This is a genomic window from Aliiroseovarius sp. B-4 (assembly GCF_056857795.1).
Map to the genome: position 1 here is coordinate 466,690 of NZ_JBSXNV010000039.1, position 26,558 is coordinate 493,247.

Here is a 26,558-nt window from a genome sequence, read left to right on the forward strand (position 1 = left end):
CGACGGGATTGAAAAGTGCAAAAGTCAAAGCGTTTTTGGGGGTTGCGCTAACATCGGAATTTAGAACAATGGGTCAATGGAAAATCCAAGTCTCAAACCATGGTCTGACTGCGCCCGCCACCTCGTTGCCGTGGCAGCGGGGCGTGAATCCGCCGATCTGGTGATCCGGGGTGGGCGGGTCGTGAATGTTCACACGCGTGAGGTTCTGGACGGTTGGCAGGTCGCCATTGCGGATGGGCGCTTTGCCTATGTTGGCCCGGATGCGGGGCATTGCATCGGCGAGCAGACCGAAGTGATCGACGCCGATGGTCAATATCTGATCCCCGGCCTGTGTGATGCGCATATGCATATCGAAAGCGGCATGTTGACGCCCGCCGAATTTGCGCGTGCCGTGATCCCGCATGGGACGACCACCATGTTCACCGATCCGCATGAAATCGCGAATGTGATGGGGCTTGAGGGCGTCAAGTTGATGCATGACGAAGCGCTGATGCAGCCCATCAACATTTTCACCCAGATGCCCTCATGCGCGCCATCTGCGCCTGGATTAGAGACAACTGGTTACGAGATCACTCCCGACGATGTGGCCGAGGCGATGGAATGGCCCGGCATCATCGGGCTGGGAGAGATGATGAATTTCCCCGGCGTGGTGAATGGCGACGCAAAGATGCTGGCAGAGATTGCAGCGACGCAGAACGCAGGCAAGACCGTGGGCGGGCATTACGCCAGCCCCGATCTTGGCCCGGCCTTCCATGCGTATGCCGCCGGCGGGCCGGCTGATGATCACGAAGGCACCTGCGAGGCCGACGCGATTGCGCGTGTGCGGCAGGGGATGCGGTCAATGATGCGGCTGGGGTCGGCGTGGTATGACGTTGAAACCCAGATCACGGCGATCACGGAAAAGGGCTTGGACTCGCGCAACTTCATCCTCTGCACCGATGATTGCCACTCGGGCACTTTGGTCAATGATGGCCATATGAACCGCGTTGTGCGACACGCGATTTCCTGTGGCTGTGATCCGCTGATCGCGTTGCAGATGGCGACGATCAACACGGCCACCCATTTCGGGTTAGAGCGTGAACTAGGCTCTATTGCACCCGGACGACGGGCTGATGTGATCCTGACCGATGATCTGACCACCCTGCCGATCAACCGGGTGATCGCGCGCGGCGTGATGGTGGCCGAGAGCGGAGAAGTCACGGTTGATTGCCCCCATCTGGACTGGCCGCAATACGCCCGCAAGACCGTGCATCTGGGCCGCGTGCTTGAAGCTGTGGATTTCGAGATTGCCGCCCCGGAGGGCGCGAATTCTGTCCGTGCCAAGGTGATTGGAGTTGTCGAGAATCAGGCGCCGACCAAGGCGTTGACCCGCGATCTTGGTGTGGTCGACGGTTTGGTGGAAACAGACGAAGCGCAGGATGTATGCCAGATCGCGCTGGTCGAACGACACCGTGCAACAGGTGAGGTTGTGAACGGGCTGGTGTCGGGTTTTGGCTACACGGGGCGGATGGCGATCGCCTCGACCGTGGCGCATGACAGCCACCACATGATTGTGGTCGGAACCAGTCGCGAGGATATGGCGCTGGCCGCGAACCGTCTGGGCGAGGTGGGTGGCGGCATCACCGTCTTCAAGGATGGCGAGGAACTGGCGTTGGTAGAGCTTCCCGTGGCAGGTCTGATGTCGGACGCCCCTGCGCGCGACGTTGCGGCGAAAGCCGATGCGATGGTCGCGGCGATGGCCGCTTGCGGTTGCTCGCTGAACAATGCCTATATGCAGCATTCGTTGCTGGCGCTTGTTGTCATACCTGAGTTACGTATTTCCGATCTGGGTCTGGTGGACGTAACCCGGTTTGAATTGACCAATTTGATTGAGGATCATTGATGCTTTCGAATGGAACCTCCATCCCCGTGATTACGCCCCCAGACGGGGCGCTTGAGACTTTCATGGATGCCAAAGCTGCTGTTCAGCGTTTGAAAGAGCTATATGCAGAAGCCTGCGCCTTCCTGTGTGAGACCTTTGAGCAATCGGTATCGGGCGATCAGCCTGACACGCGCTATCGCGCCTTCTATCCTCAGATCAGCTTGACGACGACCAGCCATGCGCAGATCGATACACGGCTGAGCTTTGGGCATGTCCCGGCACCGGGCACTTACAGCACGTCGATCACCCGGCCCGACCTGTTTGAAAGTTACCTGACCCAGCAGGTGTCGCTGCTTTTGGAGCATCACGGCGTGCCGGTTCAGGTGGGGTGGTCCAACACGCCCATTCCAGTGCATTTCGCCGTGGCAAATGATCCCAACATCTCGGTGCCGCAGGAAGGTGCGATGCGGTTTCCGCTGCGCGATGTGTTCGATGTGCCGGACCTGTCCAGCACCAATGATGACATCGTGAACGGCGTCGCCCAAATGAGTGAAGACGGTGCGTCGCCACTGGCACCCTTTACCGCCCAACGTGTGGATTATTCGCTGGCCCGGCTGTCGCACTATACTGCGACAAAGCCCGAGGATTTCCAGAACCACGTTCTGTTTACGAACTACCAATTCTATGTTGAGGAGTTTGAGGCCTATGCCCGCCAGATGCTGGCTGACCCTTCCGGCGGATACACGTCTTTCGTTGGGCCGGGTTATCAGAAGATCACTGCACCCGATCAGGAACTGGCCACTCCGGAAAAGCTGCCCCAGATGCCGTCATATCACCTGAAGCGGGCTGATGGGTCGGGTATTACTCTGGTGAATATCGGTGTCGGGCCGTCCAATGCGAAAACCGCGACCGATCACATCGCCGTTCTGCGCCCCCATGCGTGGTTGATGGTTGGCCATTGCGCCGGTCTGCGCAACAGCCAGCGTCTGGGTGATTTCGTCCTGGCCCACGCCTATCTGCGCGAGGACAAGGTTCTGGACGATGATCTGCCCATCTGGGTGCCGATCCCGCCGCTGGCGGAAATCCAGATCGCGTTGGAGCAGTCCGTGGCCAAAGTGACCGAGCTGGAAGGGTACGAGCTGAAACGCATCATGCGGACCGGCACCGTGGCGTCCTTGGACAATCGCAACTGGGAATTGCGTGACCAGTCCGGGCCGGTGCAACGGCTGAGCCAGTCCCGTGCCATTGCGCTGGACATGGAAAGTGCGACCATCGCCGCCAACGGTTTTCGGTTTCGCGTTCCCTATGGCACGCTGCTGTGTGTTTCTGACAAACCACTGCATGGCGAGTTGAAATTGCCGGGTATGGCGTCTGATTTCTATAAGTCCCAGGTGGCGCGTCACCTGCTGATTGGTATCCAAGCGATGGAGACTTTACGCGACATGCCGATCGAGCGAATCCACAGCCGGAAGCTCAGAAGTTTCGAAGAGACAGCTTTCCTTTAGGGAAAGAAGTGCGATTTCGGGTAAAAAACCGCTATTTATTGGGGAAATCTGCACAACAAATCGTTGTGTCCCCCCTCTACATACAGTTAAATGCGCCCAATGAAGCCCAATCAATGGGTAAATGTGAGGAGTGTATTATATGTCGAAACCTATGACGAAGACCCAACTGGTCGCTGCCTTGGCCGAAGAAATGGGCTCGGACAAGAAATCGGCGTCGAGCGCGCTGGACGGTATCATCAACATCATCACCAAGGAAGTTTCTGGTGGTGGCGCTGTGACCCTGCCGGGCGTTGGCAAGATTTACTGCCGCGAACGTCCCGCCCGCATGGTGCGCAACCCCGCCACTGGCGAGCAGATCCACAAGGATGCTGACAAGGTCGTTAAAATGACCATCGCGAAGGCTCTGAAAGACAGCGTGAACGGCTGATCTTGGTGCCTTCGGGGCTTGTCCCCGGACACGAATTCGGAAAGGGTCGCCCAAGTGGCGGCCCTTTTCTTTTGCCGGAGGTGATATGGATCTGCGCGCGATCTTTATGGGGCTTGCCTTTGCCCTGATGTGGAGCTCTGCTTTCACATCTGCCCGCATCATTGTGGCGGACGCCCCGCCGCTGTTCTCATTGGCATTGCGGTTTCTGATCTCCGGGCTGCTAGGCGTGGTCATCGCACGCGCCCTTGGGCAAAACTGGAGGCTGACACATAATCAATGGCGGGCCGTGATCATCTTTGGCGTCTGCCAGAATGCGCTATATCTGGGCCTTAACTTTGTTGCCATGCAGTGGATCGAAGCTGGGTTGGCGTCAATCATCGCATCGACCATGCCCCTGATGGTGGCCTTGGCGGGGTGGATCCTGATGGGTGACAGGATGCGCCCGCTGGCGATGGTCGGACTGTTGGCCGGGATCATTGGTGTCGCCCTGATCATGGGGTCGCGTTTGTCTGGCGGCGTTGACGTGACCGGCGTGGTGCTTTGCTTTATCGCCGCGGCTGCCCTGACCGCCGCCACCTTGGCGGTGCGCACTGCGTCTTCCGGTGGCAATCTGATGATGATCGTCGGATTGCAAATGTTCGTGGGGTCCGCAGTGTTGGCCATTGCGGCGCTTTTCTTCGAAGACCCCAGCTTCGAACCCAGCCTGCGTCTTGGTCTTGCGTTCACCTATACTGTCCTTGTGCCCGGTGTGCTGGCCACTTGGGTCTGGTTCGCGCTGGTGGGTCGGATTGGAGCAGTGAAAGCGGCAACCTTCCATTTCCTCAACCCGTTCTTTGGCGTCGCAATTGCCTGGCTCTTGCTGGGTGAAGCGCTGACCGCCGCCGATTTCATCGGTGTTGCCATCATCACTTTCGGTATCCTTGCGGTGCAGCTTTCGAAACAAAATCCCGCACAGACGTGAAGACGATGAGGTCATCGTTTGATGACACGGATCCCGATTGATCACGTTGTTTTGTCGGTTTTGTCCATCGCGCTGGCAATCACGCCTTGGCCAGACGGTTTGACCTCTGGTTCAGCTTTTGAGCTTTGCCATCGGACGGAGCGAAGGCAAGGCAACCTTCGCGCCGGGCGTCTCTAACATCATTCCGGTATTCAGATACGGGGCGCGGGCGACCATTCTGCGCAGACCAACGCTGGTGCGCCGCCTCGGCTTGCACGCACGCAGCACAGCCATGTGTGATCAGTGCTCTGAAGCCGGAAACCCCGCTTATCAAACGACCAATTGCTTATCGAGGTGGATAGGGCCCAGTTCAGAAATTCAGCCGTGGCGATTTTTTTGTTTCGGGCCGATCGACATTCATTGTTCGGAAAGATGATCAGGAACGAGATCGAATCGTTACGAGCACCGCGATGAACGACATGAAGGCACCCATGGACACTGAACGGCTTGCGGTCAACGATCTGGGTTTCTTCTGGCAGAAAATATCCCCGCCGGAGGCCTCGGATCTGCCGGGCGAAGCCCGGCATCCCTATCCAATCTTGCCACGCGGACCGTCCCCCATCTGTGCGCGATGCAGCATGACATGATCAAGCATGACGCAGGCGGCCATGGCTTCACCCACGGGCACTGCGCGGATGCCGACGCAGGGGTCATGGCGACCCTTGGTGACAACCTCGATGGGTTCCCCTGTTTTGGTGATCGACTGGCGTGGCGTCAGGATCGAGCTGGTGGGCTTCACCGCGAAGCGCACCACGATGTCCTGACCGCTGGAAATGCCGCCCAGAATGCCACCGGCGTGGTTCGAACTGAACAGAGGACCATCGTTACCCATCGAAATCTCATCCGCGTTCTCGGTGCCCCTCAGCCCTGCTGCCGCCATACCCTCACCGATCTCGACGCCTTTTACAGCGTTGATCGACATCATCGCGGCGGTCAGATCAGTGTCCAGTTTGGCATAAATCGGTGCACCCAACCCGGCCGGTGCGCCGCGCACCACGACTTCAATCGCCGCACCGACACTGTCATGTTCCCTGGTGCGCAGGTGGTGCAGGTAGTCCTCCCATTCCTGCACTGCGGCATTGTCCGGCAGCCAGAACGGGTTTTGGTCAATCGCATCCCAATCGAACTTCGTGCGATCCAGATGCAGCGCGCCCATCTGGGTCATGTAACCTTTGATCTGAAGCCCCGGCAACAGCGCCTTCAGCGCCTCGCGCGCTACGCCTCCGGCGGCCACGCGAGCTGCTGTTTCGCGTGCAGACGAACGCCCACCTCCGCGCGGATCGCGAATGCCGTATTTCTGCCAATAGGTGATATCGGCATGACCGGGGCGGAACGTCTTCTCGATCTCGCCATAATCCTTCGAGCGCTGGTCGGTGTTTTCGATCATCAGCTGGATGGGCGTGCCGGTGGTCTTGCCATCATACACCCCCGACAGAATACGCACCTGATCAGGTTCGTTGCGTTGGGTTGTGTGTTTGTTTTGGCCCGGACGTCGTTTGTCGAGCCAGACTTGAAGCATTTCGGCGTCCAGCGGAATATTTGGCGGGCAGCCGTCCACTGTGGCACCCAAGGCAGGGCCGTGGCTTTCGCCCCAGGTTGTGACGCGGAAGATGTGACCAAAGCTGTTCATCGACATGGGGGCGCTCCTTCGTTGTCAGGGTGATAACGAAGCCCTTGGCGAAAGGGAAGCATGTCGAGCTTAGCTTTTCGGTCTGCGGTGTTTTGGTTTGGGTCCGGGTCCGGTGTCATAGCGCGGGTTGGGATCGCGCAGCAACGGGTTGCGAGCCGAAACCGAAGGGCGGCTTTCGCGCCACACGATAAAGACCCCCGACGCAATGATGACCGATGCGCCCACACCTACCCATGCGTCAGGTAATTCCCCGAAGAACAGGACGCCGAACAGGGTGGCCCACAGGATTTGACTATACTGACTTGGGGCAACCACTGCGGCCGGGGCAATCCGATAGGCGGCGATGATCATCATCTGCGCCAGGACAGACAGAACGCCAACCCCAGCCACCATGCCCAGCTCGACCACCTCCATCGGTTGATACACGAATGGCAGCACAACGGCCATGAACAGGATCGAAGACAGCATCGGATACAGGATCATCACCGCTGTCCGCTCTTCCCCACCGATCTTGCGCATAATGACCGAGCCAAGGCTGGAACAGAATGCAGCGATCAGCGCGCAGATATGCCCCCATGAGATCTGTATGACGCCGGGCCTGAGCACGATCAGAACGCCGACCAGCCCGACAACGACAGCCGCCCAGCGCTGGGCCCGCACGGTTTCGCCCAGCAACATGGCCGACATCGCTGTGATCAGCAGAGGCGTTGCAAACAGAAGGGCATAGACCTCGGCCAGTGGCAGAACGGTGAAGGCATAGAATGCGGTCGACATTGCAATAAGAGTTGTCACCGAGCGCAGAAGAATAAGCCACGGGTGGTTCGGACGGAAATTGTCGACCTGTCGGTCGGCCAGCATCATGACCGACATCGGCACGAAGGCAAACAGCATCGCAAAGAAGATGATCTGGAACACCGAGAAGTTGACGCCGAGCGCCTTGATGATCGCATCGTGAGTGGCAAAGACGGCGAAGGCGGCAAAAGCAAAGCCCAGCCCTTTCACGGGCGATTGAGTGGCGTCCGACATGTTCGGCTCCGGTTTGGCGGGTGTTAGCGTTCACATTGCCGATCATCGCCACGAGGTCAAGGGGGCTTGCCAAGCGACATCAAACCGGTCAGGAATGGCGACACCTCGGGGGGCCGGACTGAACCGGCTGAGATGCAAATCATGCGGACCCGTTGAACCTGAACCGGCTAGAACCGGCGGAGGGAAGGTAATTTGGACACCCCAAATGCCACTCCGTCCGGCGCATTTGGAGGATGCCATGAAACAGACCCTTTCATTTGTCGCAGGACTTGCACTGACGGCCACGTCGGCCACAGCGGCCAACGCGGAAACGCCCATGCTTCAAGTCTATGCGCCTGACTACTTTGCTTCGGAATGGGGCCCTGGTCCGGGGATCGAGCAAGGATTCGAAGCGCGGTGCAACTGCGACCTGCAATTCATCACCGGCGACGTGTTGCCCCGTATCCTGTTGGAAGGCGAACGCACAGGCGCTGATGTGGTGATCGGCCTGAACACGGATGTGACTGCACGGGCGCGTGAATCGGGCTTGTTTGCGCCGCATGGGCAGGACACCAGCGGTCTTACGATGCCTATCAATTGGACGGACGATATATTCCTGCCCTTCAACTACGGTTACACCGCGTTCATCTATGACAACACCAAGATGGAAACCCCCCCCGCGAGTTTCGAGGCGCTCTTGGACATGCCCGACGATGTGAAGATCGTTTTGCAGGACCCGCGCAGTTCGATTTCCGGTTTGGCGTTGCTGTTGTGGGTCAAGGCGATCTATGGCGATGATGCGCCCAGGGCGTGGGAACGCCTGGCCCCGAAGGTTTTGACCGTGACCAAAGGCTGGTCAGAATCTTACGGGATGTTCACGGATGGTGAGGCCGACATGGTGCTGTCCTACACGACCTCGCCCGCCTATCACATCATCGCCGAGGACGACATGTCCAAGTCTGCTGCAATTTTCGAAGAAGGTCATTATCTGTTTGTCGAGCTGGCCGCGAAGCTCAAAACCTCGGACCAACCAGAGCTGGCCAGTGCATTTATGGATTATGTGCTGAGCGAAGAATTCCAGAAGGCGATCCCGACCTCCAACTGGTCCTATCCGTCGAAACTGGACGCATCGCTGCTGCCAGAGAAGTTCGATCTGTTGGGTGTGCCGGGCAAGGCGATCTTCTACACGGAAGACGAAGCCGAAACCCTGCGCAAACCTGCGCTGGACGAATGGCTGACGGCGTTCTCGAAGTAGATGTTTTGGCCGGGCCGGATAGATCGCCCCCTGTGGGTGACGCATTGGCCCGGCCTTTTGGCCGTGCTGGTGCTGGTCGTGCTGGTGTTTGGGACGCTCGTTGCGGTGGCGCTGCGTGCCGAGGGTGGCCGTGGACTTGGACCATCGGATTGGGCGGCCATTCGGTTCACCCTGTGGCAAGCTACCCTGTCGGCAGGCGTCAGCGTTGCATTAGCTGTCCCGGTCGCGCGTGCGCTGGCCCGGCGTGACTTTCCGGGGCGGCGTGTGCTTGTCACCCTTCTGGGTGCACCCTTTATCCTGCCGATCATTGTCGCTGTCCTTGGTCTGATCGCGGTCTTTGGACGAAACGGGATCATCAGCGCGGCGCTGGGCGTTTTTGGGATCGAGCCGATCTCGGTCTATGGTTATCAAGGCGTCATTCTGGCCCATGTGTTCTTTAACCTTCCGCTCGCAACGCGGCTGATCCTGCAAGGCTGGCTGTCAATCCCCGCTGAGCGGTTTCGCGTTGCCGCGTCCTTGGGCATGAGTCCGCGCGACATTGCCCGCACCCTGGAACGCCCGATGTTACGCGAAGTGATCCCCGGTGCGTTTCTTGTGATTTTCCTGATCTGCCTGACCTCGTTTGCCGTCGCCTTGGCGCTGGGCGGAGGGCCACGGGCAACCACAGTTGAGCTTGCCATCTATGAGGCGTTCAAGTTCGATTTTGACCTTGGCCGGGCCGCGATGCTGGCCCTGATTCAGTTCGCAATGGGGCTTGGTGCCGCGCTGATTGCGTTCTGGATCGCCATTCCGGGCGACATGGGTGCCGGGTTGGATCGCGCGGTGCAGCGGTGGGACGATACGGCGGTTCAGCGGGTCATGGATATGGTGGCCGTGACACTGGCCAGCCTGTTTTTGCTTTTGCCCCTGTCGATGGTCATCATCGACGGCGTGCCCGGGATGCTCTCGCTGCCAATGTCGGTGTTTCAGGCGGCGTTCCGTTCCTTGCTTGTGGCCATCGCATCGGCGTTTCTGACCATGGCTCTGGCGCTGCCGATCGCGGCCCTTGTGGTGCAGCGGGGGGCCTGGTTGGCCGAGGGGCTGGGATATCTGACCATCGCGGCCTCGCCTTTGGTGGTGGGGACCGGGCTGTTTCTGATCCTGTTTCCTTTTGTGAAACCATCCGACCTTGCGCTGCCGGTCACGGCTGTTGTGAATGCGGCGATGAGCCTGCCGTTCGCCCTGCGTGCCCTTGTGCCCGCGCTTAGAAATGTAGAGAGGGATTACGGCACGTTGGCGGACGGGCTTGGGTTGCACGGGTTGACGCGCGTGCGCCTGTTGTGGGTGCCCCGATTGCGGCGGCCTATGGGGTTCGCGCTGGGTCTGGCGGCAGCGTTGTCGATGGGCGATCTTGGTGTCATCGCGATGTTTGCCGATCCGCAAGGGGTCACGCTGCCGTTGCAGCTTTACCGCCTGATGGGGTCTTACAGGATGGATGATGCGGCGGCGGCGGCCGTGCTTTTGCTGGGCTTGTCACTGTTCCTGTTCTGGGTTTTTGACCGTGGGGGTCGCTTGAATGCTGACGATTGAAAATGCCCGGACCGGGATGGGGGATTTCGCCCTGAGCGCCGACCTGAGCGTGGGTGACGGACGCCGCGTTGCGGTATTGGGACCATCCGGCGCGGGAAAATCGACCTTATTGGCGATGATCGCAGGGTTTCAGCCGCTGACAGAGGGTGTGATCAAATGGCAGGGGGTGGAGATGTCTGATGACCCGGCTGATCGTCCCATCAGCATCGTGTTTCAGGACAACAACCTGTTTCCCCATCTGACTGTGGCACAGAATGTCGGACTGGGGGTTAGACCGGATTTGCGGCTGACATCGGATGATCGGAAGCGGGTCGCGGCGGCTTTGGCGCGGGTCGGGCTTGCCGGCAAGGAGGCCCGGAAGCCAGCGCAGTTGTCAGGTGGACAGATCGCACGTGTGGCGTTGGCACGGGTGCTACTGCGTGACCGGCCGCTGTTACTGCTGGATGAACCGTTTGGGGCGCTTGGACCGGCGTTGCGCACCGAGATGCTGGAGCTTGTGGGCGAGTTGGTCGCCGAGACAAAAGCGACGCTGTTGATGGTCAGCCACAACCCCGAAGATGCCCGGCTTTTGTCGGATGAGGTTATTTTGGTTGAAGGTGGACAGGCTCACGCGCCAGTTCCGACGGCTCGGATCTTTGAGCATCCGCCCGATGCGTTGCGTGACTATCTTGGCGGGTGATAGCGCGATGTGTTCAAAAGTAAAAGGGCGCCCTAAGACGCCCTTTTTTATTCGCGGATTTTTGTGCGGTCACAAATCAAGCTGCTTGCCTTTATGCGGCGCCCAAAGCTTCTTGTTCGTGAGATACAGAAGCGATGTCAGCAGGACGAGCAGCAGGACCGCGACGAAGCCTGTTTGCTTGCGGCCCATCATCTTGGGTTCAGCCGTCCACATCAGGAACGCAGACACGTCTTTGGCCATGTCGCGGGCGGTGTTGGCGTGGCCATCATCGTAGTCGATCAGACCATCTTCCAGTTGCGGGGGCATCGACACCCAGCCGCCTTTGAAGGCGGTGTTGCCATAAAGGATGGAACCTGCGACCTCTTCCTCTTCTCCGTTAAAGCCCAAGAGGAAGCTGGCGATGTATTCAGCCCCGCCTATGCCGCGAAACAGCTGGTTCAGGCCGGTGCCCGCCGGGCCATGAAAACCTGCCCGTGCCTTCGCCATCAAGGACAAATCGGGGCCCATACCTTCACCGGACACCGCCGGGAAGAAATCCGCGGGAATGCGCGGGCGGTCATCTTCCAGCTCTTCGTCATAGATGGTGAAGTTCTCGGCGGCGTAGGCGCGCACTTCGTCCTCGGTATAGTTCGGACCGCCGGGGTCGGCCAGCGTGCGCAAGGGCACATATTTCAGCCCGTGGCAGGCCGAACAGACCTCGGTATAGACCTTCAGGCCGCGCCGCAGCTGTTCCTGGTCATATTTTCCGAAAGGACCTTCGAACGAGAAGGCGAAGTCTTCGATGTAGCTTTCACCTTCAGCTGCCAGCGCACCACCAGTGGCAAGCGCCAACGCGACGGCAGCGGATGTTGCGAGTTTCTTGATCATAGTATTCAATCCTCTCACTCGGCTGCGCCGGGATAGTGGGCTTTGAAGTCTTCCTCGATCGTGGCCGGCGGCGTGGTGGGTTTTTCGAACAGACCCAGAAGCGGCAGGATGACAAGGAAATATGCGAACCAGTAGGTGGAGCCAATCAACGAAATCCAGTCATGCGGGAATTCGGTGTCGCGTGCCCCGACCCACATCAGGACGATGAAGTCGATGACCAGCAGGCGGAACCACCACTTGAAGGCTGGACGATACTGACCCGAACGAACCGACGAGGTGTCGAGCCACGGGGCCAGTGCCATTACGAAGATCGCGCCGAACATCGCCAGCACACCGAAGAACTTCGCGTCGACGATACCGCCGGTCAGGAAGCTGACCGCTTGCACGGCCCACACGTCGGCAGTGAAGGCCCGCAGGATCGCGTAGAAGGGCAGGTAATACCATTCCGGGACGATTTCCGCGGGCGTCATTAGCGGGTTGGCTTCGATATAGTTGTCGGGGTGGCCCAGATAGTTGGGCATGAAGCCGACAACGGCGAAGAAGACGATCAGCACAATGCCCAGGCCAACAAGGTCTTTGATGACAAAGTAGGGCCAGAAGGGCAGGGTGTCTTTCTCGACTTCTTCTTTCGATCCTCGGCGCACTTCAACACCAGTCGGGTTGTTGTTGCCAGTGGTGTGGAATGCCCAAATGTGAACGGCGACCAGCGCGGCGATCACGAAGGGCAGAAGATAATGCAACGAGAAGAAGCGGTTCAGCGTGGCGTTGTCCACAGCAGGTCCACCCAGAAGCCATGTTTGCAGGCCTTCACCGACGAACGGGATCGCCCCGAACAGGCCGGTGATCACCGTGGCCCCCCAGAAAGACATCTGACCCCAAGGCAGAACATAACCCAAAAAGCCGGTCGCCATCATCATAAGGTATATCAGCATGCCAATGATCCACGTGACTTCGCGCGGCGCTTTGTAAGAGCCGTAGAACAGGCCGCGGAAGATGTGGATGTAGACCGCCACAAAGAAGAGTGATGCGCCGTTTGCGTGGACATATCGCAACATGTAACCACCATTCACGTTGCGCATGATGTGCTCGATGGATGCGAAGGCCATGTCGACATGTGGCGTGTAGTGCATCACCAGAATGACGCCGGTCACAATCTGAAGAACCAGACAGAAGGTCAGGACGATGCCCCAGATCCACCACCAGTTCAAGTTTTTCGGGGTCGGGATCATAAGGGTGTCATACAGCAGGCCAACGACGGGGAGTCGCTTGTTCAGCCATTTCTCGAACCCGGTCTTGGGTTCGTAATGATCATGAGGAATTCCGGACATGTAAGCCTCCCTTAGCCCAGCTTGATCGTCGTTTCGTCGATAAATTCGGCGACGGGAACGTGCAGGTTTTCGGGCGCGGGACCCTTACGGATACGACCAGATACGTCGTAGTGCGAACCGTGGCATGGGCAATACCAGCCACCGAAGTCACCGGCACCGTCACCCAAGGGCACACAGCCCAGGTGGGTGCAGACGCCAATCATGACCAACCATTCGCCATTTTCGTCCATGGTGCGGTTTGCGTCTTCCGCAGAAACCGTCGCGTCAACATTCGGATTTCGCGCAGACTTGTCGGGATAGTCAGCGGCGTCTTGTTCACGCGCCAGATCAATTTCCTCTTCCGTGCGCCGACGGACGAATACCGGCTTGCCCAGCCATTTGACGGTCAGCTGTGTTCCCGGCTCAACCCCCGAGATATCGACTCGGATCGAGCTGAGCGCTTTCACGTCGGCTGAGGGGTTCATTTGGTTAACGAGCGGCCAGACTGCGGCACCAGCCGTAACGGCTGCGGCACCACCAGTTGCGTAATAAAGGAAATCCCGGCGGGTTCCTTGGTGGTCGTCGGTTTGTGACAAGAGCGCATCTCCCTAGCTAGGTCGCAGAATTGCAACCGACACGACATTAGACCGCCTAGGAAAGCAGTCCGTTTTGCGGCTGTTTATCCAAGGAATTGCGCCCAGTCCAGAAGTCATTAGGGCGCAGGGGCGGCTTTTCAAGGTTATGTTGCCGCATGTTAGCGCGCGCAACCAGATAAATCCGAGAATTTGATGTTGCGATGCCGGGTTCAGGCGACTCAGGCGGGCATCGTGGCCCGAAAGCTGTCGCGGGCGGAGAATACAGCAAACCAGTCGTCCAAAGCGTCGCGACCTTTGCGCCATTCCCGCTCGGCATGCCGGAAATCAAGATAGCCCAAAGCACAGGCGACCGAAATCTGCCCCATATCGAGCGGACCTGACAAGTGGCTCATCCAACGGGTGTTAAGCGCATCCAGCGCGCCTTCGATCTTGCCCCACTGTGCATCCATCCAACCACCGAATTGCATGTCTTCGGGCCGGCATCGGTTCTCATATACCATAAGAACGCCTGCATCCATGATGGCGTCACCGGTTGCTTCAAGGACCAGGACATCCCAGATCCGGCTTTCAGGATAAAGCGCTCCGCCGCTCCGCGCGTCCAGATATCGCGTTACCACGCGGCTATCATAGAGCGTTGGCCCGTCACTGCGGATCAACGCAGGGATCTTTGACATGGGATTGGCCGCGGTCAGCTGCGGATTTGGGGCGGTGGGCGAGGACATGACCTCGACCAGTTCGACGTCGTCTTCTTGGCCGGTTTCGATGATGACCATTCGGGCCTTGCGCGCAAAGGGCGATGCGGGCGAGGTGATTAGCTGCATGGTTCAGACCTTTCGAAAGCGAATGCGCGTCAGACTGACCGCGTCGATCTCGATCCCCGGTCCGCTGTCGCCAAAGCGAATCACACGGCGCATACGCGCGGTTGCGTTCACCTGTTCATTGTCGCGGCGGGCCGTCACGCCTTCGGGGGCATCGTCCAATGCGTCTTCGTGGCGCTGATCGCGTCGCCCACGTTCAATTGAGCGGGCAAAGGCATAAGTGGCAACGGCAACAGTGCCATAGCGAATGGCAAAGGCCGCAATCGGGGCAAGCGGTAGGGGCATGTGATCCTCCTTCACATCAAATGTAGGTGCGAGGGGGCCTCATGTCCACGTTTTCACGCAAAACGGCAATCTATTGCTGTCCAATCAGACCACCAATTGTTGCCCGTCAATGCCGGTTGGCGTGGCCGTGACAATTGCGCTCTCGGCTTGAGGCGACCGGAATATTACCTCGGCAAATTGCTCGGTCCGGCCCATGGTCGGGTTTTCCATCAGGATACGGTGTTCCCGCCCTATCTGGGCGGACAGATGCCGTTTGGCCTGACCATCCCCGGCCGCGCGCAAACGCGCGGCACGATCCTTGATGATTGTGCCGTTGACCTGCGTCGGTATCTTTGCCGCCGGCGTGCCTTCGCGTTTTGAATAGGGGAAGACGTGCAGCCATGTCAGGTCGCACTCTGTCACCAGTTTCAGGCTGTTTTCGAAGTGGGCGTCGGTTTCGGTTGGGAAGCCTGCAATGATATCCGCGCCGAACGTGATGTCGGGGCGCAGGCGGCGGGCTTCTTCGCAAAAGGCAATCGCGTCGTCGCGCAGGTGACGACGCTTCATGCGTTTCAGGATCAGATCGTCGCCGTGCTGAAGACTGAGGTGCAAATGCGGCATCAAGCGTGGCTCGGACGCAATGGCCAACATCAGGTTCTCGTCTGCTTCAATCGAGTCGATAGAACTGATGCGCAGGCGCGGCAAGTCCGGAACCAGGCGCAGGACGCGCATGACCAGATCACCCAAACGTGGTTCCCCCGGTAGATCGGCCCCCCAACTGGTCAGGTCCACGCCGGTCAGAACGACCTCGTTGAACCCTTTGTCCACAAGACGCTTGATCTGGTTGACCACCACGCCCGCAGGCACGCTGCGCGAGTTACCCCGGCCATAGGGGATGATGCAGAAGGTGCAGCGGTGATCGCAGCCGTTCTGAACCTGCACATAGGCACGGCTTCGCGTGCCGAACCCGTCAATCAGATGGCTGGCGGTTTCGGTGACGGACATGATGTCATTGACCTGTACACGTTCCGTGTCGCCGATCAGGTCAGGGGCAAGACCCGCCCAAGTCGCAGGCGCCATCTTCTCGTGGTTGCCGATCACGGCGTCTACTTCATCCATTGCCGCAAAGGTTTCAGGCTCGGTCTGGGCCGCACAACCGGTGACGATCACTTTGGCGTCGGGGTTCTCGCGGCGCAGCTTGCGGATTTCCTGGCGCGCCTTGCGCACGGCCTCGGCGGTGACGGCGCAGGTGTTGACGACGACGGCACCTTCCACGCCTGCGTCGTCTGCCAATCGCTTCATGGCTTCGGTCTCATAGGCGTTCAGGCGACACCCAAGCGTCGCAAAGATGGGGGGATTGGCACCCATTCTACAGCCCTTTCAGAAAGGCAGGTGTCAACTGGCCTTTGAAAACAAATGCGGTGGGGCCGGTCATCCAAACCCCGTCTTCGCGCCAATCCAGCGTGAGCCAGCCGCCATCCAACTCCATCCGTACGCACTTGTCGGTAAGACCACGCCGGTGCGCGGCCACGGCGGTTGCGCAGGCACCGGACCCGCAGGCCAGGGTGATCCCCGTGCCACGCTCCCACACCCGCATTCGGATTTCGTCACGGGCGCGTATCTCGGCAAACTCGACATTGGTGGCGTCGGGAAAGAGCGGATCGTGTTCGATACGGGGGCCGATGCCCGCCACATCGGCTGCATCCGCGTCCTCGACAAAGAACACGCAATGGGGGTTTCCCATGCCGACCGCGACCGGATCGCCATCAAGCGGCAGGTGTGCGGTGTCGATGTCCCTGGACAACGGCACTTCGTCCCACGCCGTCTGCGGATGCCCCATGTTGAGCGATACCTGATCGCCGTCGATGCGCGCATGCAGCACGCCGCGCGCGGTTCGTATGGTCAGTCGCGATTGGCCGGTCAAGTCCATGATATACCGCGCGACACAGCGGGTTGCATTGCCGCACGCCCCGGCGCGACTGCCATCTGCATTCCAGAAATCAAGGTCGATATCGGCGGTGTCCGAACTTCTTATCTCGGCAAGTTGATCAAACCCGATCCCTCGGTTTCGGTCCCCCAACGCCACCGCCAGTGCACGCGTTACCACGGCACCTTTCCCCCGTGAATCAAGGATCACGAAGTCGTTGCCCGCACCATGCCACTTCATGAAGTCGAGCGCTTGTAATATTGTGCCATCAGAAGCCATGCTGCGCGATATAAGCCCTTGTGAAAACTTTTGCCAGAGATCGAACAGATTCCACGGAAAATGGGGTTGACCTGCCAAGCCCACAGCTATAGTCACCGCGCTCACAGAGTGGGCCGTTAGCTCAGTTGGTAGAGCAACTGACTTTTAATCAGTGGGTCGAAGGTTCGAATCCTTCACGGCTCACCACTTTTGTCAAAACATCACGGTGTTGCGGATTGGGTTGAAAAGCGCGGGTTTTCGTGTGGGGTCGGTAGGCGGGCATCGCATCTACCTCTTCGCCAAAGTGCTGAGACGTAGGTCGTCCAGAATGGCGTAGACGGCTGGCAGAACGAACAGCACGACGAGGCTGGCACTGAGCAGGCCGAAGACCAGACTGGCCACCAGCGGGATCAGGATTTGTGCCTGCAAGTTGGTTTCGGTCAGAATGGGGAGCAGACCGGCCGTCGTGGTGGTGGTGGTCAGGAAGATCGCGCGAAACCGGGCCCGCGCAGCCCGCGCGGCGGCTTGTGATACGTTGGCGACGTCTTCGTGTTCATGTTTGATGAAATCCACAAGCAGGATCGAATTGTTGACCACGACACCAGCCAGCGCGACGAAACCCAACATGCTGGGCATCGAGAAATCCAGCCCCATCGCCATATGTCCAAAGATTGCACCGGGCAGGGACAACGGGATCACCAGCATCACCACGACCGGTTCGATGTAGGAGCGGAACAGGAAACTCAGCAACAGGAACACACCCAGAAGTCCGATAACAAATCCCTTCAGCATGGATTGCTGCGTTTTTCCGGCCTCGGCATTCTGGCCTTCGATGTCCAGCGAAACAGTTGGGTGGCGTTGGAGGAAATCGGGCACGAATCGTGTCATGGTATCGCTGACAATGGCGTTGGCATTGGCAATGCGGGTGTCGATGGCACCTTGCACCGTGACAGTTCGGATCCCGTCTTCGCGGTTTATCCGGCTGTATCCCTGACCCGTTTCGACGTTGGCGACAACAGACAGCGGCACATAAGAACCATCGGTGCGCGTCACATTGAACTGGTCAAAAACATCACGGTTTCCACGTTCCAGCGTTCCAAACTGGGCCACGAGTTCGACCAGGCTGCCTGCAATCTGCATTTCGCTGATCGTGGTGCCCAGATAGGCCGCACGTAGTTGGTCGGCGACCATGGCTGCGGTAATCCCCATTGGCCCGGCTGCATCTTTCAGCGTGATGCGCAGTTCGCGTTTGCCGGGACGAAGGTCGTCAAGAACAGAGGTGACGCCCTCATACTGCCAAAGCCAGTCCTGCAACTCGACAGACGCCGTTTTCAGCGTCACCAGATCGTCGCCCTTCAGACGGAGATCAATGGCGATGCCTGCCGGGCCAATGGTGCTTTCATCGTATTTCAGGCTGATCACGTCAGGCACCGGCCCGACCGTATCGCGCCACAGTGCCATGATTTCGTCCGGGGAGCTGGCGCGTTCTGCCGAGGGCAGCAGGTCAACGCTGAGTGTCACAACATGCGCGCCTGTTTCGAATGCGTCCCGGTTCAGGCCATAATAGACGCTGACATGACGGATCAGGGTCGCACCGTCAGGTTGTTCAGGGGACAATGTGGTGTTGACATGCTCCAACCCCGCTTCGAGCTGCGAGACGACCCGTTCGGTGCGCGACAAGGGCGTTCCCTGAGGCAGCAGCACACGCGCAACAATGGTGTCACCATCAAGTTCAGGAAAGGCGGTGAACTTCAGGAAGCCGCCTGCCAACATGCTGGCTGCGATCAGCAGAACGGTAAGGCTGAGACCGGCGACCGCATAGCGCCAGCGAATGGTCAGATCGACAATTGGTCCAACCAGTTTTTCGCGCGCCCAGTCGACCGTCTTTTCCACGCGGGCGCGCAGACCTGTGTCGTGACCCGCGACCTCAAGACTGTGGATCAGGTGGTGAGGCAGGATCAGGAACGCCTCGATCAACGAGATCGAGAGGACGAACAGCATCACCACCGGCACGACACGCAACACGGCACCCAGATCGCCCGACAGAAAGGCGAGCGAGCCGAAGATCATCGCCGTCGTTCCAAACGAGGCCAGCACATTGGGAAACACCTGTGCAGCCCCTTCGACGGCGGCGTCCAGCGCGCTGCGGCCCTTTTCGCGCAGGCGGGCGATGTTCTCGGCAATGACAATGGCATCGTCCATCAGCAGGCCGATCACGATAAGCAGGCCAAGCGTGGTCATCAGGTTCAGGGAATAACCGACCAGCCCCATCAGAGCGACGCCCCCCATGAACGAAACCGGCAGGCCCATAGCGACCCAGAACGAGAAGCGGAACCCAAAGAACAGCCACAGCACAAGAAACACAAGCGCCAAACCCTGCACGCCGTTGACCACAACCAATGTCAGCCTGTCGCGTACGACGGATACCCCATCTGCGGTGATCTCCAACGTAACGCCGGGCGGAGCCTGCGCGCGCTCGGTATCCAGAAAGGCTTTTAGCGCGTCCATTGTGCGCAGACTGTCTTCTGCACGGGTTTTGGTGATGTCGAGAATGGCGGCGGGTTGTCCATCGAAAAGGATCACATCATCGTCCAGTGCGAAACCTTCCGATATGTCGGCGATGTCGCCCAGCCGCACTTGGCCGCCCTGCGCAGACGATCGGACGATCAGGGCAGCGAGTGCATCCGTGTCGCGCCGCTCCTCGGCGACGCGGATCAGCAGGGTTTCGGTCGTGGTCTCGATGCTGCCTGCGGGCAGGTCCAGGCTTCCAGCTTGTATCGCGCGGGCGACATCTGCGACCGAGACGCCAAATTGCTGAAGGGCGGCGGGGCGCAGGTTGACCTGTAACTCGCGTGTAGAAAAGCCGCGAATATCGACTTTGGGGATGCCACCCCACCGCAGCATGGCGGTCCGTGTCTGTTCGGCATAGTCTTTCAGATCGGTGCGGGAAACAGGTCCGGTGATGGCCACCGAGGCCACGAAATCGGTCAATCCCAGCGCCCTGATCGTTGGGGCCTCGGCCCGGTCCGGGAAATCGGAGATCGCGTCGATCTCGGATTTGATGTCGGCCACGAAGGTTTGAAAGTCATCACCTTCTCGCATGGTCACGACCGCACGGGCCGAATTCTCGCGGGCTTCGCAGGATTGCCGTTCGATACCCGTCACTGCGTTCATCGCATTCTCGATCCGTTCGCAGATGGCGGTTTCCACTTCCTCGGGGCGCGCGCCGGGATAGGGCACGCTGATCTCGACTTCGCTGGGCGTGGCGCGGGGAAATGTTTCGCGCAACAGCGTTGGACTGACGAACAGGCCAGCCGCGAGAAACAGGATCATCAGAAGGTTGGCGATGGTTGGGTGCGCCGCGAAGAAACGGATCATCGGGCTGCATCCTGGGCAAGCAGGCGATCCACGATTTCAGAATCCAGGTATTGATCCAAAAGCGCGCCGTCGATGGTTGGGATTGGTGGGTTGAGGACGACTTGGCTTCCTTCGGCGATGGTATCCGAGAACAGCGCGATATTACCTTGCACCAACTTGGGTTCGGCTGGAACGATGCGCAGCCTGCTTTCGTCATCGGCAATAAAAATCTGGCCGTCGTGCAAAGCGTCGCGGGGCAGCACAATGCCGGTGAGTGGTTGCGCACGCAGCACGATGTCGACGAACATGCCTTTGGTCAGTGGCGGTCGGTTTCCGTTTCCGGCCTGACCATAGGCATCGTCGATCTGCACGACGACACCGATCGTGCCGGTCTTGGGATCAATGCCGTCGCTGATCCGATCCACAGTGGCGGGCCAGGTCAGAACCTCATCGCCCAGACGCAGCCTGACGGTCGCCTTTAGTCCGAGGGCATGCAGGGTTTCGGTCAGCATCACCGGATCCACCGGCAGGGTTGTCGGCCCATTCGGTCGATTGAGGACGAGGTTTCGAAAATCGGTCATCGCGGCCTGCACCACCACTTCTGCCTGATCCACACCATCCAGGGTGGCGGCGGATTGACCTTTGTTCAGAAACTGGCCGACCTCGACGGAATGAGTGGCGACGCGGGCAAGAAAGGGCAGCGTCATTTCACTGCGCTTCAGGTTCAATTCGGCGGTGGCAAGGTTCGACCGATAAAGTGCGATCTGTTCGGTTTGCGCGGCGCGTTGTGTCGGTAGCAGGGCGAGCGTGCTTTCAATTCCCTGCACTTTCTGGCGTTGCGCGAGATGGGCAGTACGGATCGCGTCGCGGGCGGTTTGGGTCATGGTTCCCGCCCTGAACAACGTGTCGGCACGTTCCAGTTCCGCCGTCTTCAAGTCCAGGGCTTCAAGCTCGATTGTCAGGGCGGCGCGCTGGTTGGCTTCCGATACATCAAGCTCTGTCAGGCGCGCTTCGGCGGCCCTTATGTTGGCGTTCGCCTGTGCTATCGCCAGGTTGAAGTCCACGGGAGACAGGCGCAGCAGCACCGAACCCGCAGGCAGGATCTGCCCGTCGCGCAAGGCGGGATTGACGTATTCAACTGTGCCGCCGACTTCGGCAATCGCCTGATAAGTGCGGGCAGGGGTGACGACACCGAACCCGACAAGCGTCGGGGCGACTTCGCGCCGCTCCGCCGTGATCACCCGCACTGGGTTGGCGCGTTCGGAAAGATCATGGCGATCAGGTGGTGTACGGGTCGAGATGACATAGGCCAGGATGGCGACCCCGATCAACGCAAGCGGCAGGGTGATCAGGAGCAGTTTCAAACCAGGTCTCATGGCTGGTGTCCTTCTCGATCAAACAGGGATAATTGCAGGTTCAGAAGTCGCTCGCCCTCGTCCAGCAGATGGCCGGTGTCGCGGGTCAGGATCAGGCGCAACACAAGACTTTGGATGAGGCCGACCAGAAGCGTCGCGCTGTCTTCTGGCCGCAGCCTGTCGCGCAACTGTCCCGCGGCGCGAAGTTCTTCGCAGCATGCGATTAATGTATCGCGAAACCCAAACATCGCGGCCAAAATGCGTTGTCGGGTTTCAGTCAGTCGTCCGGTGGGATCGCGTGTGACCATGATTTCTGGCAGCGCGGGGTATTCCGCGACCAAGTGCAGATGCGACATAATCATGCGTCGCAACCGGTCGGAAGGCGTTCCGTTTTGTGTTTTGCCGATTTCGTCGTTCCGGGTGATCCGCTTGCAGATGATATCTGCGACCGCCCCCCAGATGTCTTCTTTTTTGGGGAAGTGTTTGTAGATGGCTGGTTGAGTCAGGCCAAGCCGCTTGGCGATCCGTCCTGTTGTCACATGGTCCGGCCCGACTTCGAACGCCAGATCAAGGGTGGCGGTCAGGATTTCTGCCTTGCGATTGTCGGTGGACTTACGTTTCATCATACTCGCTTGACCTTCTTGCCGCGCATCGTCACCGCGATGATTGTCCAGAACAGGAACCGGAACGAGAGTGCACCGACAGTGCGCATTTCGAACGCATTGCCGCGAATGATGGTGGTGGCGAATATCAGAATGACAATCGCTGTTGCGGTCGAGATCGCGATTGCAAGCCAGCTTGCCCAGATCTTGTTCAGCCACAAACCAAATGCCGCAATGATATAGACAAAGCCCGCCAGGAAGTTAAACCAGACCACAAACGGGATGTAGTCACCCGCCATTTCGCGTGCCTGGACCGGGCCAAACAGCACGTTGCCGCCGGAAAACACCGTCAGGACGCCAAAAGCCATTGCAAGCGCCGCAATGGCTTTGGGCCATACATGTAGGGACGTGGACTTTGAAGGTCGGGTATCCATCAGCCGATTTCCCGGTTAGGTTATAGGTATATAACTACGCGCTCTGCACCGGAGTTTCAATACCGAACCAATGTGGAGGTCCTGAAATGCGAAAAAGCCTTTGTGCATGTTGAGTGTCAACGGCTTCATGCGTTCCCTGCATCGGCTATTCGTTATCGGCATTTGCGCTAGTGACCACCCTGACGATAGCGTTTCGGTCACAAACACAGGGGAGTAACTCAATGACGAAATTTGTCAGAAGCCTGACGGCTGCGGCCGTCGTGGCGACAATGGCGTCGGCAGCTTTTGCCGAAAACACCGTTCGTGTCGCATATGACGCCGACCCGGTTTCACTGGACCCGCACGAGCAGCTTTCGGGCGGCACGTTGCAGTTGTCGCACATGGTCTTTGACCCGCTGGTGCGCTGGACCCAGGATCTTCAGTTCGAACCGCGTCTGGCCGAAAGTTGGGAGCAGATCGACGACACCACCATGCGCTTCAAGCTGAAAAGCGGTGTGAAGTTCCATTCGGGTAACATGCTGACTGCGAAGGACGTGGATTGGACTTTTGATCGCCTGAAGCAAAGTGACGACTTCAAAGGTATTTTCGCTCAGTTTACAGATGTTGAAGTCATCGACGACATGACCTTCGACCTCAAAACCTCGGCACCGTATCCGTTGGTGCTTCACACCGCGACATACATTTTCCCGATGGACAGCGCGTTCTATACCGGCGAAACCGATGACGGCAAAGACAAGTCAGAGATCGTCAAGCATGGCGACAGCTTCGCGTCACGCAACGTATCAGGCACCGGACCCTATATTGTGTCCGAGCGTGAGCAGGGTGTGAAGGTCGTGTTCGACCGTTTTGCGGATTACTGGGACACGGACAGCAAAGGCAACGTGGACAAGATTGTCCTGACGCCGATCAAGGAAGACCCGACCCGCGTGGCCGCTCTTCTGTCAGGTGATGTCGACTTCATTGCGCCAGTCCCTCCGACCGATCTTCAGCGCGTTGCGGATGCTGAAGGCGTTGACCTGATCACCATGCCGGGGACCCGGATCATCACGTTCCAAATGAATCAGGAGCGGGTCGAGGCGTTCAAGGACGTGCGGGTGCGTCAGGCCATCGACTATGCTGTGAATAACGCCGGTATCGTTGACCGTATCATGCGTGGCTTCGGCACTGTGGGTGCGCAGGCGAGCCCTGCTGGTTATCTGGGTCATGACCCGGCACTGACCCCGCGTTTTGACGTGGAAAAAGCCAAGGCGCTGATGGCTGAGGCCGGCTATGCCGATGGGTTCTCGATCACCATGATGGCACCGAACAACCGCTATGTGAACGACGACAAGATTGCACAGGCTGTGGCGTCGATGCTGTCACAGATCAACATCAAGGTTGACCTTCAGACCATGCCGAAGGCGCAATACTGGCCCAAATTCGACGAACGTGCTGCTGATATGATGATGATCGGCTGGCACGCGGACACGGAAGATTCTGCAAACTTCCACCAGTTCCTGACCGCCTGCCCGGACGAAACAACCGGCAACGGCCAGTATAACTCGGGCAACTATTGCAACGAGGAAGCCGATGCTCTGATGAACGCATCGAACACGGAAACCGACCAGGCGAAGCGCGCAGAAATGCTGACCAAGCTGGAAGGTATCCTGTACGAAGAAGCCGCATTCATTCCACTGCACTGGCAGAACCTTGCTTGGGGTTCCAAGTCGGGCATGAATTCGGGTGAAATCGTGAACGCACTGAACTTCCCGTATTTCGGCGATCTGGTTGTCGAATAAGTGAAACTGCAACCGGGCTGGCGCGCGTCGCTGGCCCGGTTTGCCACGTGGTTCCACGTCGCTGCGCTGGCACATCGCTGTTGGCACCTGATGGAAACGACGCGCCACAACCCTAATCGAATAAGGTGTTGAGATGTTTGCCTATCTCGTGAAGCGAGTTTTTCAGGCGATTGCCGTGATGTTCGTTATCTCGCTTATCGCTTTCGCCATTCAGGGCAATCTGGGCGACCCCCTGCGTGAGCTGGTCGGTCAGTCCGTTTCCGAAGAGGTGCGTCAGCAACTCAGGGACGAATTGGGTCTGAATGACAGCTTTCTGACTCAGTATCTTCGCTTTGCAGGCAACGCGCTTCAGGGCGATCTTGGCACATCCTATTTTTTCAAAGAGCCTGCGCTTGATGTGATCATGAAGAAACTGCCAGCCACACTTGAGTTGGTTCTGGGCGCCACAATCATCATTGTCGGGCTGTCCATACCATTGGGTGTTTACACCGCCATCAAGCCCGAATCGATCCTGAGCCGCATCATCATGGGGCTGTCGATTGTCGGCATCTCGATCCCCGTCTTCCTGACCGCCATTCTGATGATTTTTGTCTTTTCGGTGAACTATGGTTGGTTCCCATCCTTCGGCCGAGGCGATGTCGTGCATGTCTGGGGATATTGGTCGACCAATTTCGCGACTGCCGATGGGTGGATGCATATCATCCTGCCTTCGATCGCACTTGCCTCGATCATGTTGCCGCTGTTCGTCCGCCTGATCCGGGCCGAGATGATGGAAGTGCTGCAATCAGAATATGTCAAATATGCTGTCGCCAAGGGCATCCGGCCATGGCGCATCTATTTCGTTCACGCCTTGAAGAACACGCTGTTGCCAGTGATCACCGTGGGCGGTGTGCAGATCGGCACCATGGTGGCCTATACCATCCTGACCGAGACGGTTTTCCAGTGGCCGGGCATGGGCTTCATGTTCCTTGAGGCGGTGAACCGCGTCGATACTCCGCTGATCGTGGCATACCTGATCGTGGTTGGTTTTATCTTCGTCGTGACCAACACGATCGTTGACCTGATCTATGGATTGGTGAACCCAACCGTGAACCTTGCAAGGATGGGCGCATGAGCACCGAGACCGTTACACCCCGGGCAGATCCTTCACGCTGGTCGAAGATCGTCAATTCCAACATGGGCTACAGCTTTCGGCGCAACCCGGTGGCCGTGGTCAGCCTGATTATCTTCGCGCTGATTGCCGGGGCAGCTTTCCTGTCGCCGCTGATTGCGCCCTATGATCCCTATGATCCGGCGCAGATCGACATCATGAACTCGGAATATCCACCAGTCTGGATCAACGGTGCCCTGCCGGAGTTCGTTTTGGGCACCGACGATCAAGGTCGAGATCTTTGGTCGACGATCCTTTACGGCACGCGCTTGTCATTGCTCATTGGTATTTGCGCCGTGGCCTTGCAGGCGTTCCTGGGCATAACGATCGGCTTGCTTGCCGGCTATATCGGCGGGCGTCTGGACAATTTGCTGATGCGTCTGGCCGATATTCAGTTGTCGTTCTCGACGCTGATGGTTGCGATCATCTTTCTTGCAGTTACGCAGGCAATGTTCGGGTCCGAGACGTTTAACCAATATGCCGTTTTCTTCCTGATCGCGGTGATTGGCGTGGCCGAATGGCCGCAATATGCACGGACCGTGCGGGCCACGGTGCTGGCCGAAAAGAAAAAGGAATATGTCGACAGCGCCCGCGTGTTGGGGTTTGGCCCGGTGCGGATCATGGTGCGGCACATCCTGCCGAACTCTCTGTCGCCGATATTCGTGATCTCGACCGTGCAGGTGGCCAACGCGATCATCTCGGAAGCCTCGCTGAGCTTTCTTGGCTTGGGTATGCCGCCCAGCCAGCCTTCGCTTGGGTCGCTGATCTCGTCCGGGTTCGACTACATCTTCTCGGGCAGTTGGTGGATCACGGTAATCCCCGGTGTCGTGCTGGTCATTCTGGTGCTGGTGATCAATCTGCTGGGCGACTGGATGCGCGATGTCCTGAACCCGAAACTCTATAAGGGGTAAGGC

The 26,558-nt window shown here is 58.6% G+C and carries 23 protein-coding genes, 1 tRNA gene and 1 riboswitch; of the genes, 11 read left to right on the top strand and 13 right to left on the bottom strand.

Translation table 11 applies throughout. From position 1 onward, the window contains the following. The first annotated feature begins 76 nt into the window (after positions 1–76). From ade to AC13C8_RS13285, 4 genes are all read left to right on the top strand, one after another. On the top strand, positions 77–1,882 hold the full coding sequence (gene ade / locus AC13C8_RS13270) for an adenine deaminase (RefSeq protein ID WP_482847742.1): 1,806 nt from the start codon (positions 77–79) through the stop codon (positions 1,880–1,882). Continuing rightward, entirely contained in the window at positions 1,882–3,366 is a 1,485-nt protein-coding gene (locus AC13C8_RS13275; RefSeq protein ID WP_482847744.1) for an AMP nucleosidase, read from the top strand. Before ade ends, AC13C8_RS13275 begins: the two co-directional genes overlap by 1 nt. 139 nt (positions 3,367–3,505) lie before the next feature. Continuing rightward, on the top strand, positions 3,506–3,793 hold the full coding sequence (locus AC13C8_RS13280) for an HU family DNA-binding protein (protein WP_091427903.1): 288 nt from the start codon (positions 3,506–3,508) through the stop codon (positions 3,791–3,793). An 85-nt stretch (positions 3,794–3,878) separates the two neighbouring features. After that, positions 3,879–4,754: a DMT family transporter gene (locus tag AC13C8_RS13285; protein WP_482847746.1), complete on the top strand. Its 876-nt coding sequence runs from the start codon at positions 3,879–3,881 to the stop codon at positions 4,752–4,754. 568 nt (positions 4,755–5,322) lie between these two features. On the opposite strand, the gene aroC is transcribed toward AC13C8_RS13285, so the two are convergent. After that, a complete protein-coding gene (gene aroC, locus AC13C8_RS13290) occupies positions 5,323–6,429 on the bottom strand; it encodes a chorismate synthase (RefSeq protein ID WP_482847747.1) in 1,107 nt (368 codons plus the stop codon). A gap of 63 nt (positions 6,430–6,492) precedes the next feature. Then, the gene (locus tag AC13C8_RS13295; protein ID WP_091427912.1) at positions 6,493–7,449 is read right to left on the bottom strand and encodes a DMT family transporter; all 957 of its coding nucleotides are present in this window, start codon (positions 7,447–7,449) and stop codon (positions 6,493–6,495) included. 96 nt (positions 7,450–7,545) lie between these two features. Further along, positions 7,546–7,651: riboswitch (TPP riboswitch) on the top strand. A 36-nt stretch (positions 7,652–7,687) separates the two neighbouring features. On the opposite strand from AC13C8_RS13295, the gene AC13C8_RS13300 reads away from it, so the two are divergent. The 3 genes from AC13C8_RS13300 to AC13C8_RS13310 are packed head-to-tail and all read left to right on the top strand — an operon-like array spanning position 7,688 to position 10,931. Next, positions 7,688–8,683: a thiamine ABC transporter substrate-binding protein gene (locus AC13C8_RS13300; protein WP_482847748.1), complete on the top strand. Its 996-nt coding sequence runs from the start codon at positions 7,688–7,690 to the stop codon at positions 8,681–8,683. Beyond that, positions 8,684–10,252: a thiamine/thiamine pyrophosphate ABC transporter permease ThiP gene (locus tag AC13C8_RS13305; RefSeq protein ID WP_482847749.1), complete on the top strand. Its 1,569-nt coding sequence runs from the start codon at positions 8,684–8,686 to the stop codon at positions 10,250–10,252. Next, a complete protein-coding gene (locus tag AC13C8_RS13310) occupies positions 10,239–10,931 on the top strand; it encodes a thiamine ABC transporter ATP-binding protein (protein ID WP_482847751.1) in 693 nt (230 codons plus the stop codon). Before AC13C8_RS13305 ends, AC13C8_RS13310 begins: the two co-directional genes overlap by 14 nt. 69 nt (positions 10,932–11,000) lie before the next feature. Here the strand turns inward: AC13C8_RS13310 and AC13C8_RS13315 are convergent, their stop codons facing one another. From AC13C8_RS13315 to dapF, 7 genes are all read right to left on the bottom strand, one after another. After that, on the bottom strand, positions 11,001–11,798 hold the full coding sequence (locus AC13C8_RS13315; protein ID WP_482847753.1) for a cytochrome c1: 798 nt from the start codon (positions 11,796–11,798) through the stop codon (positions 11,001–11,003). Between the two features lie 14 nt (positions 11,799–11,812). After that, positions 11,813–13,126, bottom strand: coding sequence for a cytochrome b (gene petB / locus AC13C8_RS13320; protein ID WP_482847755.1), 1,314 nt, complete (start codon positions 13,124–13,126; stop codon positions 11,813–11,815). 11 nt (positions 13,127–13,137) lie between these two features. Further along, positions 13,138–13,701, bottom strand: a complete 564-nt coding sequence (gene petA, locus AC13C8_RS13325; RefSeq protein WP_482847757.1) for a ubiquinol-cytochrome c reductase iron-sulfur subunit — start codon at positions 13,699–13,701, stop codon at positions 13,138–13,140. A 218-nt stretch (positions 13,702–13,919) separates the two neighbouring features. Further along, entirely contained in the window at positions 13,920–14,522 is a 603-nt protein-coding gene (locus tag AC13C8_RS13330; protein WP_091427925.1) for a glutathione S-transferase, read from the bottom strand. A gap of 3 nt (positions 14,523–14,525) precedes the next feature. Further along, a complete protein-coding gene (locus AC13C8_RS13335; RefSeq protein ID WP_091427927.1) occupies positions 14,526–14,804 on the bottom strand; it encodes a hypothetical protein in 279 nt (92 codons plus the stop codon). Between the two features lie 84 nt (positions 14,805–14,888). Continuing rightward, positions 14,889–16,151, bottom strand: coding sequence for a tRNA (N(6)-L-threonylcarbamoyladenosine(37)-C(2))-methylthiotransferase MtaB (gene mtaB / locus AC13C8_RS13340; RefSeq protein ID WP_482847759.1), 1,263 nt, complete (start codon positions 16,149–16,151; stop codon positions 14,889–14,891). Position 16,152: 1 nt separating this feature from the next. Continuing rightward, the gene (gene dapF / locus AC13C8_RS13345) at positions 16,153–16,989 is read right to left on the bottom strand and encodes a diaminopimelate epimerase (protein ID WP_482847760.1); all 837 of its coding nucleotides are present in this window, start codon (positions 16,987–16,989) and stop codon (positions 16,153–16,155) included. Between the two features lie 110 nt (positions 16,990–17,099). On the opposite strand from dapF, the gene AC13C8_RS13350 reads away from it, so the two are divergent. Then, positions 17,100–17,175, top strand: a tRNA-Lys gene (locus AC13C8_RS13350). Between the two features lie 81 nt (positions 17,176–17,256). On the opposite strand, the gene AC13C8_RS13355 is transcribed toward AC13C8_RS13350, so the two are convergent. From AC13C8_RS13355 to AC13C8_RS13370, 4 genes are read right to left on the bottom strand one after another with little or no spacing between them, the layout of a single operon-like run. Then, on the bottom strand, positions 17,257–20,346 hold the full coding sequence (locus tag AC13C8_RS13355) for an efflux RND transporter permease subunit (RefSeq protein ID WP_482847762.1): 3,090 nt from the start codon (positions 20,344–20,346) through the stop codon (positions 17,257–17,259). Continuing rightward, entirely contained in the window at positions 20,343–21,701 is a 1,359-nt protein-coding gene (locus AC13C8_RS13360; protein ID WP_482847763.1) for an efflux RND transporter periplasmic adaptor subunit, read from the bottom strand. Before AC13C8_RS13360 ends, AC13C8_RS13355 begins: the two co-directional genes overlap by 4 nt. Further along, positions 21,698–22,306, bottom strand: a complete 609-nt coding sequence (locus AC13C8_RS13365; protein WP_482847765.1) for a TetR/AcrR family transcriptional regulator — start codon at positions 22,304–22,306, stop codon at positions 21,698–21,700. Before AC13C8_RS13365 ends, AC13C8_RS13360 begins: the two co-directional genes overlap by 4 nt. Continuing rightward, positions 22,303–22,716 carry a hypothetical protein gene (locus tag AC13C8_RS13370; RefSeq protein ID WP_091427938.1) on the bottom strand — a complete coding sequence of 138 codons (414 nt, stop codon included), beginning with the start codon at positions 22,714–22,716 and terminating at the stop codon, positions 22,303–22,305. Before AC13C8_RS13370 ends, AC13C8_RS13365 begins: the two co-directional genes overlap by 4 nt. 221 nt (positions 22,717–22,937) lie before the next feature. Here AC13C8_RS13370 and AC13C8_RS13375 point away from each other — a divergent pair, with 221 nt between their 5' ends. The 3 genes from AC13C8_RS13375 (at position 22,938) to AC13C8_RS13385 (ending at position 26,555) form a co-directional block, all read left to right on the top strand. After that, a complete protein-coding gene (locus tag AC13C8_RS13375; RefSeq protein ID WP_091427940.1) occupies positions 22,938–24,494 on the top strand; it encodes an ABC transporter substrate-binding protein in 1,557 nt (518 codons plus the stop codon). 133 nt (positions 24,495–24,627) lie between these two features. Next, the gene (locus tag AC13C8_RS13380) at positions 24,628–25,608 is read left to right on the top strand and encodes an ABC transporter permease (RefSeq protein WP_482847767.1); all 981 of its coding nucleotides are present in this window, start codon (positions 24,628–24,630) and stop codon (positions 25,606–25,608) included. Continuing rightward, complete coding sequence (locus AC13C8_RS13385; RefSeq protein WP_482847768.1) at positions 25,605–26,555, top strand: ABC transporter permease; 951 nt, start codon at positions 25,605–25,607, stop codon at positions 26,553–26,555. Before AC13C8_RS13380 ends, AC13C8_RS13385 begins: the two co-directional genes overlap by 4 nt. Positions 26,556–26,558 lie beyond the last annotated feature (3 nt).